Here is a 19,871-nt window from a genome sequence, read left to right as displayed (position 1 = left end):
TTATTTCATTTTTAATGCTCTGTAGTCTTAAGTTAAATTTTAAGGAATGTAAGATACATAAATAAAACTTTAGTATATTATAATTCGAGCTTTCTTATTAAATATATAATATTATCTTAATATTCTATTATCTTTAATAAGATATAAAGCTTATTTCCTTTCTTTATTTGTTTTCTTTGATGATGTTTTTTTCTGTGTCTTGTTAGAACACTCTGGAGCTTAGTTATGCATGTTATTGTAACTAGACTTAAGGTTTTTGATACAAGGTTTTAATTTAATAAATATGTTTTTATTGTATCTATATGTTTGAAAAAAGGAAAATGCTATTACTGTAATTATTAGATATTTTTTTCATGAGAGTAAAAATATACTTCCATCAACTTTGTTTTATTATGATGAGTTTTAGAATATACATATAAAAATTGTAATCCGGAATGGTATCATAGCTTTTTGATGATTTTTTAAAATCTTTCTTTTTATTGATTAATTGTAACTATTTCTTTTCCTTGTATTGGTTATGATTTGATTGTAGAATCAGTTGTGTTAGGCATAGCTTTAAGAACTTCTTCTGCTTATAATTTAATTTTTTAACTTTAAACTGTAGTTTATGAAATATTCTTTATTAAAATCACTTCTAATCTTATTAAGAGAAGCTTAAAATTTTCCCAAATTATTTTGAAAGAATGTTGTAATTATCTTTTATTTTTAATAGCATCTTTCTCTCTAAGTAATATATCCTTGTATATTAAATAGCTTATTCTTAGTATTAATATCCTAATATTAATATAGGACTAAAACGGTTGATTTGGTATTATTGGTTGCATTATTAGTTGATTTAAGTGTTTTAGTAGTATTTCTTCTTTAATTTAATTAGACCTTTTTGAGTTCTATCATTGTCATAAATATTACGACAAATGAGTACTAATAATTAATTGTCATTGGTATTATTAAATAGTAATTCATTTTTTGTTTTAATGAGATTAAAAATACTTTATTTATAAATCAAATCTCTATAATCATTAATCATTACGATATACTGCTATTTGAAAGTATTGTATTATTTTTTATTTTCTTGATAAGAAGAGAATTTGTAAAAAATCTGCATAAATGCACAGTAAATATTGTTTAACATTACAAAATTTTATGTTAGCATTTACTTATTAATTTTCATCCGTAATAATATTAAATTAGAGAAAAGATGAATTTTGTTAAGCTCATGATGTTTCATTATTGATTTAAGATAGCATTTAGTTGTAATTTAGTTAAAATTATTATTTAGAATTGAAAACTAATATTATTTGAGATTTGAAGTTGGGAATTGGTTAAAGCTTAGCAATCAAATGTGCTAATAATTAGATTATAAAGATAATAAGTTAGGCGTGAGGAAATAGTTTATGCATGAATATGTACAAGCAGCAGAAGAAATATTAGATAAAAAATATAAAGTTTTAGATAAGGGATTCTTAATGCTTATTGATTATATGGGTAGTGATAATCGAATAGTTAATGCTGCTAGAGTTTCTTACAGAGATACCAAAGTAAAGAGAGATAATGCGGGTCTTATTGATTATCTTATAAGAAATGAGCATACAAGCCCACTTGAGCAAGTAGTTTTTACTTTTCATGTAAAAGCCCCAATATTTGTTGCAAGGCAGTGGATGAGGCATAGGACATCAAGAATTAATGAAACTTCTGGTCGTTATAGTGAGATGAGAGAAGAATTTTATGTACCTTCTAGGTGTTCTATTAACAAACAGAGTTCTACTAATAAACAGGGTCGTTCTAGTATGAAAGTTGATGACGAGATGGCCGAGGCTTTAATTAGTGATTTAGAGGAGCATCATAGGCAATCTTATAAGATTTATCATAATATGATAGAAAAAGATATTTCAAGAGAAGTGTCAAGAATAGTTTTACCTTTAAGTTTATATACTGAATGGTATTGGCAAATTGATTTGAACAATTTATTTAATTTTGTTAAGCTTAGAGCATCGTCTCATGCTCAATGGGAAATAAGAGAATATGCTACTTTGATATTAGAGATTTTAGAAAAGGTTGTTCCTTTGGCTACTGCTAGCTTTAAGAAACATATATTAGATGGAGTTATGCTTTCAGTAGATGAATTGCGTGAGATTAAAAAATTGATAAATCTATCTGAGCTAAATTTATCAGATATCGAACTTAAGAGATTAAAAGAAAAACTTGATTTATAAAGCTTAAAAGAGGGTTATATATATTTTAGTAGTGTATGCTTCAAAGACAGGAAACATAAATCGATTTATTTCCAAGACTGGTTTAAAAGATATTTTACACATAAAGACAGGCTGTGAGATTGTAAGTAATTCTTATATTTTACTTACTTATACGACTTCTTTTGGCAAAGTACCTGCTGAAGTAGAAAAGTTTTTGGTGCACAACTGGAAATTGATGATAGGAGTTGCGGGAAGTGGGAATAAGAACTGGGGTGATTCTTTTTGCAATGCTGTTAACCTAATAAGAAGCAAATATAGGGTTGAGGAAATATTAAAGTTTGAGCTTGCAGGAAATATATACGATGTTAAAAATTTTAAGGAAAGGATTTACAATGAAACACTTAGAATTAAATAATGAGATTATGGTTTTAAAAGATGGCTTTTATAGACTAGAGAAAGACCTTGAGGCTTTAAGTGTTTTTTTGGAGGAAGTTAAGATTAAATCTTTACAATTTAGTGATCCAAATGAGAGGATGCATTATTTGATTGATAATAATTATTATGAGAATTTTTATGAAAAATATTCCAGAGAAGAAATACTTGAAATATATGAACTTATTAAGCTTGAGAATTTTAGCTTTAAATCTTATATGAGCGCTTCTAAGTTTTATAAAGACTATGCTCTTAAGAATAATGATCGTAGTATTTATTTGGAAGGATATGAGGATAGAATAATTGCAGTTAGCCTTTCTCTTGCAGGAGGAGACTTTAGTTTTGCTAAGGTTCTTGCCGTGGAGATGATTAAACAACGATATCAACCCGCAACTCCTACATTTTTAAATGCTGGAAAGAAAGTTAGGGGTGAGCTTGTATCTTGTTTTTTGCTTGAAGTAGAGGATTCTCTTAATAGCATTACATTCAATATTGCATCTGCTATGCAACTTTCGAAGATTGGCGGTGGGGTTGCTTTAAATCTTTCAAATATTAGAGCTGTAGGGGAGGAAATAAGAGGTATCCAAAATGTTGCAAAGGGTGTAATTCCAGTTATGAAGCTTTTAGAAGATGGATTTAATTATGCAGATCAAATGGGACAAAGAAATGGAGCTGGTGCTGTATACTTAAGTATTTTTCATTATAATATAGAAGAATTTTTAGACACAAAGAAAATAAATGCTGATGAAAAAAGTCGTATTCAGACATTATCATTGGGTATAATAATTCCAGATAAGTTTTTTGATATTGCTCGTGAAGGCGGTAATTTTTGTGCATTTGCGCCCCATTCACTTTTCAAAGAGACTGGCAGGCATTTAAGTGATATTGATTTTGATAAGGATTATGATGAATTAGCAAATAATCCAAGTATTTTAAAGAAAGAAATTTCTGCTAGAGATATGCTTGTTCGTATTGCTAAATTACAGTTTGAATCTGGGTATCCTTATATAATGTACTCCACAGCATGTAATTTAAATAATCCACTTAAAGGAATAGGTAGAATTAAGATGTCTAATCTTTGCACGGAGATTTTCCAGATCCAAACCCCATCTGTTATTTCTGATTATGGTGATGGAGATCAAATAGGCTATGATATTAGTTGTATTTTGGGTTCTCTAAATATTGTTAATGTAATAAATGGTGATTTTGAGCATACAGTAGATGTTGCCATGAGAGCGTTAACTGCTGTTGTTAGTATTGTGGATATTAAGAATGCTCCTAGTGTTAGGAAGGCAAATGAAGATTATCATTCTGTTGGTCTTGGTGTAATGAATTTGCATGGATTTTTAATTAAAAATAAAATCTCTTATGAGAGCCTTGAGGCTTGTGATTTTGTTCGTACTTTTTTTATGATGTTAAATTTTTATTCTTTGAAAAGTAGCATGAATATTGCAAAGGAGAGAGGAAAGACTTTTAAAGATTTCAAGAAAAGTGAATATTATAATGGAAATTATTTTAATATGTATTTGAGTGAAGATTTTACACCTAGAACAGAAAAGGTTAAAAAAATCTTTAGTGGAATGAGGATTCCTGTTAAAGTTGATTGGGAGATACTTAAAGAAGAAGTCAAAAAACATGGCCTTTATCATTCTTATAGGTTAGCTGTAGCACCAACTCAGAGTATATCTTATATACAAAATGCGACAACATCTCTTATGCCTATTGTTGAATTAGTTGAAGCTAGAATTTATGGGAATTCTACTACATACTATCCAATGCCTTATCTTAGCAGAGAAAATGCTACTCTTTTTAAATCAGCTTACTATATGGACATGACAAAATTAATAGATCTCATAAGCGAGGCTCAGCGACATGTTGATCAGGGAATTAGTACTCTTCTTTATGTTACAAGTGAAGCTAGTACTAGGGATCTTGTAAAGCTTTATATTTATGCTAAGAATAAAGGACTTAAAAGTTTATATTATACAAGGAATAAAAATTTGTCCGTAGAAGAATGTATTCTTTGCGCAATATAAGGGGGGCGGTGCATTGGTGAATAGTAGTGATAATAATCGAGAGGCCATAAATTGGAATAGGCTTAATAATGAGTATACTAAGATGTTTTGGGATCAAAACATAAGGCAATTTTGGGTAGATGAAGAGATTCCAATTTCTGGAGATAAACTTGTATGGGAAACCTTATCACGGGAAGAAAGAGATGTATATGAGAAAGTGTTAGGGGGTCTTACTTTACTTGATACAGAGCAGGGTTCTGTTGGCATGCCGAGGATAGCTTTAGCAATAGATAATTTAGATTATAAACCGGTTCTTGGGTTTATGGGTGCTATGGAGCATATGCATGCTAAAAGTTATAGTAGCATATTTTCAAGTTTATCGAATATAGACAGAATAGATAACATATTCAGTTGGGTTAAGAATTATAAAAATTTTCAAGATAAGCTGGATTTGATTTTATATAAGTATAATAATATTAATGATAATATAAGTTTATATAAGGCTTTGTGTACTTCCGTATTTCTTGAAACATTTTTGTTTTATTCAGGATTTTTTTACCCTCTCTACCTTGCAGGTCAGGGTAAAATGATAAATAGTGGTGAAATTATTAATTTAATATTAAGAGATGAGTCTGTTCATGGTGTATTTGTTGGTCTTCTGGCTCAGGAAGAATTTAATAAAATGACTATTAGAGAACAAGAATTTGCAAAGAAAGAGGCTTTTTCTATCTTAGATAGGCTTTATGGATTGGAGAAGACTTATACTAAGGAGTTATATTCTTCTATTGGACTTGAAGCCGCTGTTGATATTTTTGTTCGCTATAATGCCGATAAAGCCTTGATGAATTTGGGATTTGACCCTATCTTTAATATTAAAGATATTGATGTTAATCCTTTAGTTTTAAATGGCTTGCGGACTCACACAAAGACACATGACTTTTTCTCTACTAAGGGTAATGGATATATCAAACCTATTAAATTTGAAATTTTACAGGATGATGATTTTTCTTAAAATTTTTTAGCAATTAATCTTTTTCTTTTATAAGTGAAAAATTATATTTAAATTATAATTATCTTAATAATTTTTAAAAATTTTAGTGAGAATTTTAACTTTTAATCATTAATTGAAAAGCTTTTGATAAAATTAGCTTTGAATGCTGTGAATAATTATTGATTTTCAATTTTTTTCTCTTATTTGTATTTTAAAAATATTTATTTTATTTTTTTATCTTTAGTATTAATATTTTTATTTATAATAAATAATTAGATTAAAGTCATATTAGGATATTATAAGAAGCTTATATGGTATCAGAAGCTATAGCTGGGAAATTGAGTAAAATTGTGTGTGAAGGGGAGGGGGGAACGGGAGATAGATCTAAAGACTTTAAATTGGTTTATTTTCAAAGTTTGATGCTTAGACACAAAAAAGTTTGTTAGAAGAGAAGTGATTAGTAAAATTTAATTAATTATTAAGTTGGTTTTAAATTTATTATAAGAACTTTAAAAGTATTTGATATAAATGTCAGGTTGAAGCAGAAGTTGAAACTAAAATATCAAGAAAATTGAAGTCGACTATGACCAAGTAAAACTGCATTAGCGGCAATAAATAAACTTCAAGCAAAGAAGATCTTAAAAGATATTAGATTAGTTGGATAAAAAGGACGAACCTAAAAGTTTTAAAGATGAGTAATTGACTATTAAGTTTTTTCTAGGAGGTAGTAAAATAGAGTATTTTTATAATGAAGAAAATGAAATTTCTATAGAAGAAAAGTTAAAATATATTACTAGGACTGTTAAATCAATTTAAGGTTGAACAGGAAAATTTTATGGGTTATTTATATCATTATTGTAATGAAGATACAATGAAAGCTTATTAGATAAATTAAGTTAGATAGGATAAGTGTGGGTAGAGTGATAGAGTAGAGCATATCAAAATATGATATTCTTACAAAAGCAAAATACAAAGCTTAAGTTATCTGATTAAGCTTGTTTTGCAAAAAAGAAGGTAATGCCATAGGTCTTGAGGGGTGTGTATTAAAATATCTGGGGTCCCGCGATCTCCAATAATATTTGACACAATCTAAAGAACAATGATGATTCTCATATGTTTAGTTAAAATTATATAAAGGCGATTCTTAAATTCTGGAGCTAGATTTAAATATAAAGATATAGTATAATCTTTTTTTAATAGAAGATTATAGAGATGGGTACTGAAATGCTTATTTTTCTATCTTCTTGGAGTTTATGGTGATATGGATTAAGGGTTTCTTTACTATTGCTTTATTTATGCTAGTCTCTTGTGATAACTATAATCTTGATGTAGGTCTTAGTAGAAATTTGATAGATTTAAGCGAGAATGAAGCTGGTCATGATGAGGTTGTAAATAAGAAAAAGAATGGGAAAGGTTATGCATCTGTTAATAAGACAAATCTTGCTAATTCAAAAATTGATAATCTTAAGACATCTGAAATGATTGATAATAAGGGTGAGGATAATCCTTCTGAGATTCAATCTGACATCAATAAACTAGATTCTCAAGCTAGAGTAACATTTGTTCCTTCGGTAATAGAGGCTATCCCTGTAAAGGGTGAATCTTTGCTTCCTATAAGTGGTGATGTTTTGATGGTGATAGATGAAGGAGTTGCTAATCCTGTAAATAATGATCTCTTACTAAAAAATGAAGAAATGTCTATAGATGAAGGTAATTATTTAGTGTTTGCTAAAAAAGATGACCATAAAATGCATGAAAAGGTTGAAATTAAATGGCTTGATTCTCTGACTTCTGGTCATAAAAAGACTTTAGAATATTTTAAAGGTGTATTGCAGGATGATCGCTATAAGTCGAGACTTGGAGGAATGCATGTGGATAGGTATGAAGATAATATACAAAAGTACGCGTATAGTGATGAGCTTTTTTTAAATGTTTTGGCAAATATAGGAGAGCAAAATACAAAGAGTATGCTTGCTGAAATACAGCGTGCAAGAGAAGCGGTTGAGAAATATAGTGGAGCAGGTGATATAGAAGACATTCTTTATGAATTAGAATCAGATTTGTCATATGCATTTTATCAAACCAAAATTTTTAATAAAAAACCTAGCATTGAAGTTTTAAATGAGATTAAATCTTTTTCAAAATCTTTTATAAAAAACATTAATAACGAATTTGTCTTAATAAACAAGAAAATTTCGTCTGACACAACAAATGGTAAGATTTGGAGTGATAAATTTAGGGAATACTTAACAGAAAAGGAAATGTATACATTAAAGGTATGTGAGATTCTTTTAAAGGGTAAGGATATTTCTTTAGAGAGAGTTGATAATAGATTTATCTTGTTAGGTAAGGATATTACGCATAAAACTTTAAAGAAATTGGATGAGCTTATATCAAGTTTGTTAATTAAAGATATTTTGAATGTTTTTTCTGAAAAGGTATCAGAAGAAAAAATTTTACAACGATTAGAATCTTTAAGTAAAAGCGATAAGAAAAAATTGGATACTTTGGTAGATAGGTTGAATTATATATTTAGATGTTTGGTGAACATGAACTTAAATTCAGTTAAAATATATGAAACTCTTGAAGATTTGATGAATCAAGTAATAAAAGAATTTAAATATAATGATTACAGAATAAAATATGCATATAGCAATGATTTTGATTTAAATTAATCGACAAATATCAGTTAATATTAATTTTTAGACAAGTTCGGAGCATTTGTAGATTTATAGATTCTTTTAAAAAGACTACTAGTCAATAAAGTATTTAATATAATAAATTTATTATATGTTATTTAGTTATTAAATTATTTTAATTTAAGAGTGGGTTAGTAGTTCATGTATTTACTTATCTATAGAAGGGATAGATGTTAATAAATATAATATATATTTTTATTTTATTAATTTTTATTTCTTTGTTTAGTAAAAATTACTTGGATTTTTTTGAATATGAAGAGATATAATTGATTTATTATTTTAAAGTTATAATACTAAGAATAGAAATAATGGAAAGCAAGGTAAACCAAAAAACTAAAAACAAATAAAGTGACCTGTATATACAAAATTTAAAATGTAAATAGAAATATAAGAAATGCTTTCTATTAATTGGTTTATATTTATCTGTTAAATGAATGGCATTTACAAACTCACTAAATATCTATCTCCAAGAATCTGCAGTGTAAGGTATAGTTAAGGGGATATTATAAATAGATTTTAGTTTGGCTTTAATATGCTACCATGATACTATAGCAAAAGTTTTAAGTTTATAATTCTCTTCTCTTCTTAATTTAATAACTAGCTTTTTAGTCTGCCTAGACCATTAACAGAGCGAAGGCTTAATCTTGTTCATCTTGAAATGTTACTTTTTAACTTCTATACAATCCTAATCCTTTCGGTATTATCTCTATTCTTAACAAAATCTTTTCACTTCCTGATTGTAAAGCTCTAAAACTATCATCTTCTATATTACTTGAAGCTGAAGTATATAAGCATTTATAAGAATTTCATAATATAAATCCTATATTCAACTAAACAAAACCCTCACTCATTTCAGATTTATAGGATCTTGTCCTTTGATAAAAATACTATTAGTATCTCTACAATTAAAATGAGACTTAATTTCATTAGAAAATCTTATATAATTATGATAAATAAACTTTAAAATATTTTTATATTTTTTATGTAATTATCTGATTTTTAATCTATCAATGGGAAGTTTTAAGTTTGTCAACTTATTATATGGGGCAATTAAAGTAGTAATCTAAATTAAGTATTAAATTTTTATAAGAAAAAGTATAAATTATTATCTTTCTTTTATCATTTTATTATAAGTTTTAATAACTTATTAAAGTTTATAAGGATAATTTATTTTTATTTTTAAAAATAGATAAAATTTATTATAGTTATATTGGTAAAAATAAATAGAATTATTTATAGAATTATATTGGTATTATGTTAATAGTGATAGTTTATTATCACTACAATAATTAAGGTAATAATGGGTTTTAATGCATTAACTAAAGAAATCAAAAACATCCCGTTGAGCTTAATAACAATTTAGCATACTTGAATAGAATAAAAAAGAGTACAAAGGGTGTTTATGAATCTCAGGCTTTAACTACTGTATTTGTTGGATTTTAAAAAACTGTAGAAAAGGCTTTAAGTTAGGATAACGTTTTTATTTATAGATAGGTTGCTTCTTGTATTGATGTCATACATAGTATTAACATTATTATTTTTTAGATTGATTACTTTTTTGCTATGTTTTCTATGCTATCTTCTTATAAGTTTACATGTGCTGTAAAAATTTTTTTCTATTACTAAAAACACTTAGCCTAATAAACTTGACATTAGAATATACTATTTTGCTATTAAAATAAAAGAAAGATTTCGAAAAGTATTTGGATAAATTTAAGGGAAATCTAAATTGCTATATTTCAATGAGATATAATTCAAATTTTTCTGTCTTCATTTTCCTTTTATAGGTTAAGTCAGAATAATAAATGATGATATCAAGATAATTTATGAAAGTGTAATACTGATTCAAGATATACAGTTAATTTGAGTAGTATGGTTCAAGATAGAATGTAATATAGTGGAAATCAAGAAATAAAAATGATCCGTCATCCCATTTTTTTTAAATGTTAGTCTTTTTAATGGCAGTCATGCTAAAAGCTGTTTTTGTATTAATGTATAAGAAAAACTATTACTAAGTTAAATGATAATAATTTTATAATAGATTTAATGACAATAAATTTAGGGAGCATTTACTTTTGCAGATCTATTGTAACTGATCCATTAGATTTTGTAAAATTTAAATAAGATAACAAATAAGTAATAGAACTTAGTAAAGTATATAAATGATAATACTATTAACAATTCTTTATTTCTCTCTTTTGTATACTATTTTATTTGTATTTTAAGGCAATAAATTTACTAAAAGACTGCTATTATTAGCAATGTCTTTTTATTATTAGTAATCTTTTTAACAGTAATGTGCTTTTCTTTGTCATATTTTTATCTATGCTGTTTAACTTTTTAAGTAAAGTGTTTTGTTGAACATAAATTGATTCTAATCCTCTTATAATACTGTTATGAATACTTATAGTATCATTTTATTTAATTTTACTGTTACATCAATCATTTCTTCAACACTCTCTTGATTAGTTTTAAAGTTTTTTTGACATTATTATAGAAAATATTTGATATAGATTCTTTTCGATTATAGAAGTGAACCTCATGCCTATTTTCATGCCTATGTAAGATTTAAATCTTCTTCTATTATATATTATTTCTTTGAAAGGTTATTCATTACCTTCTAATAAGAGACTGTCTATTATAATATCTCTGTAAACCTAATAAGTATTTAAAATTACTCTTAGATATGGAATTATTGCTCCATAACTATTCTTATGGTTCAAATTTTACTATCAGTTCAAATGTTTGGTTTAGATACTTTGTTCTAAATTTAATTAAATTAAGTTTGATTATTCGAATAATCATAGTGCTAATAGTGTTTTAAATTTGTTGAAGTATGGAATATTATAGTTTATAAGATTATTTGGTAACTTAGATACATTGAAAAGCTAAATTTATAAATGCAAGTTTGGGAGAGAGATCTACTTGCCTGATTAATTGTTGAGTAAGATTTTATTAATAATAATTAACAAAGTTAGATTAATTAATAGAATTTGTTACAATATTTATTTTAAATCTTTTACAACAACTGAGAAGAGATGATTTTAAAAAATGGATTAAAATGGTTAAATAATAGTTAAAGCTTTGGCTTTTTAATGTTTTTTCATAATTTTTATTAATTTCTCAAGTATCATTTTACTACCAAAATTGAACATGTTTTAAAGCTAGTCTGACTTGTACACTCTTACTATACTATAACATTAAATTTACTTTTATGATTGCCTTTATGGGTAAAGGTTACATAAAGAAAAAAAAGGGGGGAGAGGATATTGCTGTGATCAATAAGTCATAATTTAAATTATTAATAATGGTATGTATATTGACATTTTATAGATAAAAAAATAGAAATGTTAAAAACTATTCAATAAATGGGTCTGTTCATAGACTCTGTCATGTGTTGATATTAATGTCAGCTTATGAATAGGGGCTTTTTGTTATTTTACTTATTTTGATTTCTTTTTTAGAAAGCGTTTATAATTGTGTTAGACATAAGTAGAAATATAGTAATTAGCTCAACTCATTGATATTTTGTAGATGTAATTGATATTTAAGAAAAGTTAAAAGTAAATATCTGAACTTAGATTTTATTGAAGTAAATAATAGCAACAGAGAAACCGAACCTGTTTTGGGAAGGTATTATTAAATAATTTACTTGTCTAAAATTTTAAAATTTAATTTAATTTCTAACTATATTAATAGTTCTATATTAATATTATTTTATTTTTTAAAAAATCTTTAAGAAATCTCTAAGAGCTTTAATTTTTAATTTTGTTTTTTAATTTCCCACTTTATGAGGATTTATATTTAAAGAAGTAATACACTTAGATGTTAATTCTATTAATTCAGAATATGTTGTATCTTAAGCTAAATATTTTATATTTTTAATATCTTTTATAGTTTTTTTAAAATCATTAATATATTCTCTTCTGAAATTTTTTATTTTAGGATTTTTTATATTTTGTGATTTTAGATAAAAATTATCAGAAAAGTCTATTCTTCTTATATTTAAATTGTGATTTTATAGAATTTAAGTATTTATTTTAATTTTCCTTTTCTCAAAAATCCGGTTTCGAGTAGAATACAAATTAGATTTTGTTTTATTATTTTTACATTAAAATAAATATAAATTAAAGAATTTATATCTCTAAAAAACTTAATACAATCTTTGTGTTGCAAACTTCTTGCCTAGACTTTTTAAAAATATCTTTTAGTCTTTTTATGTGTTGATATTAAAACAGTCTTTGCAAAGTATTGAAAGCATCATAATTTTAATTATTTGTGTCTTATATTTTGTGTTGAAATAATGTGGATTAAAATTGCACATCATAAAATTGAACTTTTTTGTTTGCAATAGTAATGTGCAATCTTTTTTTAAAATTAATTTCCTTGAATTTTATAAAAATTGTTAAAATACTGTTTCAATAAGTTATCCATGGGCAACTTAAAATTTATTTGAAATTTTAAAAATAAAGTTTAAGTTATTCTTTTCTATAAAGAATTCAGCATTGAAAAATTCTTGTTGACCAAGTTTTAGATTTGCCTGCTTGACAACTTATATGCTAAATATATAACATAAGCCTAAATTCAGAAATTTCTAATTTAATATTTTATGGCAAGCTTAGGATAATTTATATCATGAACAGAATAATTAACTTTATTTATAATTTTCACATCTCATAGTTCTATTATTTTTGTCTTTTATAGAGATAAAAATAATGGAATAATAATTTTATTTAATTATCGTTTTTCTAATCTTTGCCAATAAGTTGGTTATACTGCTAACTAAAATTTAATATGACGATTTTATCACTAATTATATAAATTACCCATCGGAAAATAATTATAATCATTTTTGTATTCTTTCATAAAAGATATAGCTTTAATATTAAAGGTAAAATTAGATGTAGATTTTAAATTTTATTTTTAATATGTTTTGTAATATTCTTACAAATACTTGACTTATTTAAATATTTGTTGTAAATGTTAGATACCGATAATATAATAACTGTCTATTTAATCTAAGCTTTATTTAATGTTTTTATTTAAACCACATTAATTGAAGATTCCTAATGTAAAAATTCAAAATCTTAAAAAGAGGAGAATTTCATATGAAAAATTTTTTTAATTTTAAACTTATGGTATTTTTTTTGTTACTTTTTGCATTTTCAGCATGTGAATTGGCTGACAAAGTTGAAATGATGAGAGGTCCAGCAGGGGCTAAGGGAGAGAAAGGAGATCCAGGAGAGAAAGGAGATCCGGGAGTTCCAGGAGGCCCAGCAGGAGAGAAGGGAGACCCAGGCCCAGCAGGCCCAGCAGGTCCAGCAGGTCCAGCAGGTCCAGAAGGTCCAGCAGGTTCAGCAGGTCCAGCAGGCCCAGCAGGAGCTAAGGGAGAGAAGGGAGATCCAGGCCCAGCAGGTCCAGCAGGCCCAGCAGGCCCAGCAGGAGCTAAGGGAGAGAAGGGAGATCCAGGCCCAGCAGGTCCAGCAGGTCCAGCAGGCCCAGCAGGAGCTAAGGGAGAGAAGGGAGACCCAGGCCCAGCAGGCCCAGCAGGTCCAGCAGGCCCAGCAGGCCCAGCAGGAGCTAAGGGAGAGAAGGGAGACCCAGGCCCAACAGGTCCAGCAGGTCCAGCAGGAGCTAAGGGAGAGAAGGGAGACCCAGGCCCAGCAGGCTCAGCAGGTCCAGCAGGCCCATAAAAGGAGTTTAATTTTTTACATAAATAAATAGAAATTTCAAGGTTTAATAAAATCTGAAATTATTAATTATTAATTATTGAATAGCATTTTCATCTATTATATGGGAATGCTTTATTAAGATATAAAGCTGAAATTTATTTCAAATTACTTGAGTTTTAATTTAATATTTGGTTGGTTAGTTTTATTTAAATTTTAAATATCATTTGTGTCAAGTTTTTTAGTTCTATTTTAGTTGAGATTTTATTAAGTATGTAGGTATATAAACTTATTATTTTTTGTATTAGTTTTGATAAAATCAGTTAGATCTAATATTAGATTTAAAGTTGTTAATAGATATACTATTTAAATTTTTTTATTTCCTTTTATTTGAATATTACTTGAATTTAATAAGTTAATTAGTTGTCTTATAGTCAGTTTTGATATAGCTAATATAACTAAATTGCTATATGGTTATTTTCATAATTTATTTTTATATTCCTTGATAAATTTCTTATGTTTTTGTGTTTAAATGATTTGACAATTTGATTGAGTTCTTTATAGTTTCGATAGTGTAGCATAAGCAAGTTCTTTACTAGTCTTTCTTTAGGAAAATTTATATTTATGTCATTTAACATTTAATTATAATATTATTGAGTTTATTGTTTTCAGTAATTTTTCTTTTGAAACTTTTTCAAACTTAATAACATTTCTAGTTGGAAACTGAGAACGCTTTTTAAATTCAGTATTAATTTTTTCATAATTTGTTTTGTGGTTATAAGATGATTGGTTTCTTAATGTTTTTTGTTTAGTTTATTTATAATTTTATACTTATTTATGTTATTAATAGGCTTAATTATATAATAAGCATTTAATTTTATCTAGAGTATATCTTTTTAGGTCTTGCAGTATTTTGATTAAATTGCATGAAATAATAGTTTAATATTACTTTTATAAATTTAATTATTTTTTTATGAGATACTTTCTTATAAGTGCTATTTAGTTCATCGATAATCTTTTCAAATCTTTTTCTAATATTTCTGATTTTCATATTTATCAAATTCTATATCAACAGGGGGTTTCACTTATAAACATTTCTATCTGAAAATGATAATCTAACTCGTAAAAGTAATTATTATAAAGTTTTAATATGATCATTTGATCATTGCAAATAAAGACTAGCCTACTAGCCTTATAATTATATCTTTTTTATTTATTTTATGAGATTCATAATTTTTTGATTGGTTTTATAAAATTTATACTTGTAGCATTTTATTGCTATGAAAATTTAAATATTAAAATGTTATAAACGTGAGTATTATAATGTAATATTAATTTATTGCAAGTAAAATAGTTATTTAAGATTTTCTGTGATTACTGAAATATTATTTTTCTAAACTTACAAAAATAGTATAACTAAGAACAGTAGTTTTTAGTAAAGTGTATATAAAATCAGTGATAAAAAATCAGCTTAATTATAAAAATAAATGCCAATATAATGATTAAAGGTGATATTTTAGGTACTTCTCCTATAATTAGATCATATATTATTTTTATTATCACATAGGATACTATTCCAATGCTAAGTCCAGAGCCTATACTGTAGCTTAATGGTATTAAGATTAGTGTTAAAAAGCTAGGAATAGTTTCTGTTGTATTTGTAAGATCTATATTTTTTATTCCTTTAAACATCAAAAACCCTACATATATTAGGGTAGGAGCTGTTGCACTTGATGGAACAGCAACAAACAAAGGTGCAAAGAAAATTGATATTAGGAATAATATTCCTGTTACAATTGATGTAAAGCCTGTCTTTCCTCCTTCAGCAATACCTGTGGAGCTTTCAATATAAGTTGTAACAGTAGACACTCCCAGTAGGGCACCAGCTGTAGTAGAAATAGCATCAACTAATAAAATTTTTCCAGCGTTATGGATAGTTCCTTTGTCATCTAACATATTGCCTTCTTTAGCTACTCCTATAATAGTACCTACTGTATCAAATAAATCATTAAACAATAAAATCAGAACTATAAAAACAAAGCTCCATATTTTATCTTTTGTTATATAAGAGAAGTCTAGCTTATTAAATATAGGGGTAATGGATTCATATCTTAAAACACCATCTGGTAGATATATTCCTTCAGCTTTAGCTCTTTCTTCATAAAAAAGAGCATAACTCCAAGCTATTGCTGTTGTTATAATGATTGAGTACAATATACTGCCTCTTATCTTATAGTGTGCTAAGAATATTATTGAAAAAAGTCCTATAAATGTAATATACACTTTTATATTATTAAATTGTCCAAGTCCAATAAGAGTCACTTCATTTTTAATGATAATTCCGCTATTTACAAAGCCAATGAAAGCTATAAATAGTCCTATACCAACTGAGGTAGCATATTTTAAATTCATAGGTATTGAGTTTATGATACTTTCTTTTATCTTTGTTAAAGATAGAATAATAAAAAGAATACCTTCAATAAAAACAGCAGAAAGAGCTACTTGCCAAGGAATATTCATTCCTATTACTATTGAGAAGGCAAAAAAAGCATTAAGACCCATCCCACAAGATAGTGCTAAGGGAGTGTTGGCATAAACACCCATAAGTATTGTAGAAAATGCTGATATAAAACAAGTTGCAGTTACTAAAGCTCCTGAAGGCATACCTGTATTTGAAAGTATAGCTGGATTTACGGCTATTATATAGGCCATGCTTAGGAAAGTGGTAATGCCAGCATATATTTCTTGTTTGTAATTAATAGTATTATTTTTGAATTGAAAAAGTAATGTTTCTTTCATAATAAATGCTCTTTCCTCCTTTAATTTAATATATTGTATTTTGATTTTTGTAAATAAGATAGCAAAAATAGCTTATTGAAGATAGATATCATAAAATTATATTGTAGCTTTAATCAAGCTAACCTATTTAAATTAATATAAGTATTATTTTACATTTTTAAAAAAATTTTAGTCAACTAAATTATAATAAATATAATAAATCAAATTATTTGAATCAGATGTTTTATAGTTTTATTAAAAAAATAAATAGATAAACACTCATTTAAAATTCAAACTCTATTGTGTTTTATATTAATAATAAAATTGTTCAAATTTATTACTTAAAGATTTAGGAGTTTATAAACATGTTAAAAACAAATTTTCATTGTTTATTGTTATTTATTGTTTTAGTATTGACTTATAATAATGATGGCAATGAATTTATTAATTCAACAAGTCCATAAAACGGGAAAATCTGGTAAGTAAGTACATTTTGATTTTGTAAAGGCAAGAATTAAAAATAGGATTTAGTCAAAATATTTTTGGACTAAGAAGAGCTTTTGCTTGTCTTTTTTTGAAATTGTTCTTTTTTTCTTTTTTAAAAAAGAGACTTAAAGTAAATGTTTAAGTCTCTTTTTTGAGCTTGATAAAAACTTAAATTTTTTTAAAAGTGTTTGTATGTGAATTGTCTATAAGTTTTTTCGTTATAGGGAACAGTAATTTCTTCGTTAATTATTTTTTCAGAAACTTCATCAATTTCCTTTTCTAAGGATAAAGGTATCATTTTAGGATTTTTAACAAAATTTATAAATCCTTCTTTAAGTCCATAGCTTAATCTCTTGCCCCCCCCTTCAAAGATATTTTTATTTATGTAATTAGCAGAAAGATTATATATAATGCTTTTAATATCTTTGATTGAAGATGTCAATATATTATCAGGAGCAAGATATGATTGGTCTTGATCAGATCCTATTATATAATGACCTTCTCCTAGTTCTTCTGCAACTTCAATGGCTGCAAGACCACTTGAACCTGCTGCATGATAAATAATATCAATGCCATCATCATACATTTGCTTTGCCATGTTTCTTCCAGCTTCAAAATCATTAAAATTACTTAAATAATCACTCTTAATATTTATGTTTTGATTAGCGTATCTAGCACCAGCTTCGTATCCAAATCTAAATGAGTCAATTGTTTCGTTCTTAATTCCACCCATAAAGCCTATTTTCCCTGTCTTAGAAGTTTTTGCTGCAATATATCCTACTAAAAAGGCTCCTTCTTCTGTTCTAAAAGTTATTGATGTCAAGTTTACAGGGGAAGTTATATCATTTTCATAAATAGGATCAATAATTGCATATTTTATCTCTGGTGTTTCTGATGCAGCATTAATTGCAATGTTGCTAAATTTATATCCAATTAACCAAATTAAACTAGCTCCGTCATCTTTTAACTCTTTAATATCATTTATATAGGAATCACTAGTAGACTTTTTGCCCACTGCTTCTATTCCTAAATCCTTTTCCAACTCTTTTATTGCCATCCAGGCATTTTCATTGAAGGATTTATCATCAAAGCGTCCATCAATTAGCATAGATATTTTATAAGGCTTGAATGTATTTTTAATTCCAGAACATGAAAAACAAATCATAAATAATATTAAGAATAAAATTCTTGCCATTTAGTTTTCTCTCCTTTTGAGTATTGTTACTTTATTATAGAGTAACATACATATATTTAAGTTTATATCTTTAAATAAAGAACTCCAAATTTGTGATTAGATTAAATAATTAAGTATAAGGCAGATAAGTAAATAGTTGTTAGTTTTCCTTTATTACCTTAACTATATCTCTCATTTTCATATATACCTAATTTAAAGTAAAAATACTATATAAATCTTAGAGTTAAATGATTGACTAACTTAAACAGTAATAATGCTAGGCTAGCTATAGCTGCTTTATTGATTAGTTATAAGATATATGAAGAATTAAAAAGAGTTAAAATAGACTTTATTAATTAAAAATAGGCTTAAGGCATAGATTTGTCTGAGATATGATTTATAGCATAAGTAAGTAATCAGGATTATGAGATTAATACTGTAAAAAGCTAAAAATTTAACTACTAGGTTCTTAAAAAATTTTATTTAATATGGAAAAAGATTTTGATAAATGTTCTAGTAATGATAATTTGTTGAGAGTAATTTAAGAGATAACTTAGATTATTCTTTATCTATTAAGTTTTTAATTAGCTTTGATGTCATTTTAATTAAAGCTTTTTCTACTTTAATTCGGTTGATAACAAAATTTAGGATTTTTTTGTAAAAGCATAAATAATACTTAAAATATTATTAATTGATATACTGAAGAATATTTGTGATATTTTTCAGTATAATTGATATTTTTAATTTTATAGTAATTTCTTTTAAAATTTTTGCTTATATTTAATTTTTTTATTTATTTTTTACAATAAATTAGAGAGTGGATTTATACTTAAATTAGAATATGCAAAATTCAATAAAGATTTTAAAGAAATTAGAGTACTTTGTGTATAAGTAAGTGTTTTGCATTCTTTGCATTCAGAGTTTAACTATATTATAATGGTGTTTTAAGTTGAGTATTATTATTTTAATTTGTAGTATTATGTAATAATAAAATGTAAAATTTTACGATAGGAGATATTTTGAAAAGTAAAATTGTAGATAAAGATTCTAATTTACCTAGGATTCAATCTACTATGGTTGATCATATTAATGTTAGTGAGGATTATATGAATATTTATGATATACAGAAAGAATGTCTTAAAGAACTTTTGGGAGATTGTGAGATAGGTCAGAGGAATGGTAATTATGAGGGAGGAGGATTGAGTAGTTTAGATTTTGATGTTTTTGAAAGTACAACAGAAATTGAAAGTCAGAGAGGCATTTTAAGAGTTATACGCAATGAAGATAAGACTGTAAATATATGCTTTAAAGGTAAAGTTGAAGAGTAGGAAATTTATTTTATGTTTTACTTTTATTTTCTTTAGTTGTTATGTTAATTTCTTTTTATAAATTTATTTGTATTTTTTAAATCAAGTATTTTTAATTTGAAGCAATA

The 19,871-nt window shown here is 26.2% G+C and carries 9 protein-coding genes; 7 read left to right on the top strand and 2 right to left on the bottom strand.

Annotated elements, in window-relative coordinates:
• Positions 1–1,394 precede the first annotated feature (1,394 nt).
• The 6 genes from thyX (at position 1,395) to F0310_RS04235 (ending at position 14,022) form a co-directional block, all read left to right on the top strand.
• The gene (gene thyX / locus F0310_RS04260; RefSeq protein WP_182117726.1) at positions 1,395–2,213 is read left to right on the top strand and encodes an FAD-dependent thymidylate synthase; all 819 of its coding nucleotides are present in this window, start codon (positions 1,395–1,397) and stop codon (positions 2,211–2,213) included.
• A 31-nt stretch (positions 2,214–2,244) separates the two neighbouring features.
• Complete coding sequence (gene nrdI, locus F0310_RS04255; protein WP_232535961.1) at positions 2,245–2,607, top strand: class Ib ribonucleoside-diphosphate reductase assembly flavoprotein NrdI; 363 nt, start codon at positions 2,245–2,247, stop codon at positions 2,605–2,607.
• Positions 2,585–4,660, top strand: coding sequence for a class 1b ribonucleoside-diphosphate reductase subunit alpha (nrdE, locus tag F0310_RS04250; RefSeq protein ID WP_182117741.1), 2,076 nt, complete (start codon positions 2,585–2,587; stop codon positions 4,658–4,660). The genes nrdI and nrdE overlap by 23 nt, the downstream gene beginning before the upstream one ends.
• A 13-nt stretch (positions 4,661–4,673) precedes the next feature.
• On the top strand, positions 4,674–5,651 hold the full coding sequence (nrdF, locus tag F0310_RS04245) for a class 1b ribonucleoside-diphosphate reductase subunit beta (RefSeq protein ID WP_255492102.1): 978 nt from the start codon (positions 4,674–4,676) through the stop codon (positions 5,649–5,651).
• A gap of 1,232 nt (positions 5,652–6,883) precedes the next feature.
• A complete protein-coding gene (locus F0310_RS04240) occupies positions 6,884–8,305 on the top strand; it encodes a hypothetical protein (protein ID WP_182117725.1) in 1,422 nt (473 codons plus the stop codon).
• 5,132 nt (positions 8,306–13,437) lie between these two features.
• Entirely contained in the window at positions 13,438–14,022 is a 585-nt protein-coding gene (locus F0310_RS04235; RefSeq protein ID WP_182117724.1) for a collagen-like domain-containing protein, read from the top strand.
• A gap of 1,428 nt (positions 14,023–15,450) precedes the next feature.
• Here the strand turns inward: F0310_RS04235 and F0310_RS04230 are convergent.
• Together F0310_RS04230 and F0310_RS04225 are read right to left on the bottom strand one after the other, a co-directional pair.
• Entirely contained in the window at positions 15,451–16,797 is a 1,347-nt protein-coding gene (locus tag F0310_RS04230; protein ID WP_182117723.1) for an NCS2 family permease, read from the bottom strand.
• Positions 16,798–17,440: 643 nt separating this feature from the next.
• Positions 17,441–18,457: a BMP family lipoprotein gene (locus tag F0310_RS04225; protein WP_182117722.1), complete on the bottom strand. Its 1,017-nt coding sequence runs from the start codon at positions 18,455–18,457 to the stop codon at positions 17,441–17,443.
• Between the two features lie 998 nt (positions 18,458–19,455).
• Between F0310_RS04225 and F0310_RS04220 the strand changes: the two genes are divergently transcribed.
• Complete coding sequence (locus F0310_RS04220; protein ID WP_182117721.1) at positions 19,456–19,764, top strand: hypothetical protein; 309 nt, start codon at positions 19,456–19,458, stop codon at positions 19,762–19,764.
• Positions 19,765–19,871 lie beyond the last annotated feature (107 nt).

The organism is Borrelia sp. A-FGy1 (assembly GCF_014084025.1).
Classification (GTDB): domain Bacteria; phylum Spirochaetota; class Spirochaetia; order Borreliales; family Borreliaceae; genus Borrelia.
The sequence above is the reverse complement of the archived record's forward strand: the minus strand, read 5'-3'. Positions and strand labels throughout refer to the sequence as shown.